The sequence below is a fragment of the Cryobacterium sp. MLB-32 genome, from assembly GCF_000738085.1.
GTDB lineage: Bacteria > Actinomycetota > Actinomycetes > Actinomycetales > Microbacteriaceae > Cryobacterium.
Genome location: NZ_JPRS01000697.1, coordinates 1 through 680 on the forward strand (window position 1 = coordinate 1; position 680 = coordinate 680).

Annotated in this window: 2 protein-coding genes; both read left to right on the forward strand. The window is 58.2% G+C overall.

Annotated elements, in window-relative coordinates; all coding sequences use genetic code 11:
- The coding region (locus JF66_RS20950) for an ABC transporter permease (protein WP_156109998.1) at positions 1–411 on the forward strand (411 nt) is incomplete at its 5' end.
- 59 nt (positions 412–470) lie between these two features.
- On the forward strand, positions 471–680 hold a 210-nt coding region (locus tag JF66_RS20955), incomplete at its 3' end, for a hypothetical protein (RefSeq protein WP_035880907.1).

Here is a 680-nt window from a genome sequence, read left to right on the forward strand (position 1 = left end):
TTGGCGCAGATTGACCCGTCTATGGAGGAAGCTGCTCGAAACCTCGGTGCCGGCACGTGGCGCGCTATTCGGACTATCACCGTGCCGCTGATGTCTCGAGGGATCCTCGCCGGAGCGCTGATGGCATTCATTCAGGGGTTCGGTGAATACGTCGCTTCCGTGGTGATCTATCCGGCCCGTTATGCTCCGGTGTCCGTAGAGATCTACAACCGAATCTACTCCAACGAGTTCGGAACGGCCGCAGCGTATGGCACCTTGCAAATGGTCTTGATCCTCATCGTCCTCATCATCTCGCAGCGGCTCGAAAACCCTCGAAAGACTCGGGCGCCGAAGACTCGTCTGCAGACGCCCACCATCGCACCGGCCAAGGTCTCCCCTGTCCCCGCGATACCCGTTCCCAGTCTGGTCTGATGATCACCTTCTGCAATCCATACAACCCAGTAAATGCACCACAATCGATCGGAATAACGATGACAACGCCCGAATCCGGTACCGCCCGCGTTCCCCTCCAAGACAACGCCCGGCTGTCCGTCTACTGGGACAACCACTTGCGTGACGCGTTTGAAGAATCAGCACGTTTCATTTACCCGCCCATGATTGAAGCCAGTCTTGCCCATGTGTACATGCTGTCAACCCAGGGCGTGTTGCCCCAGGAACGCGGACGGCAGCTTCTGACCGGC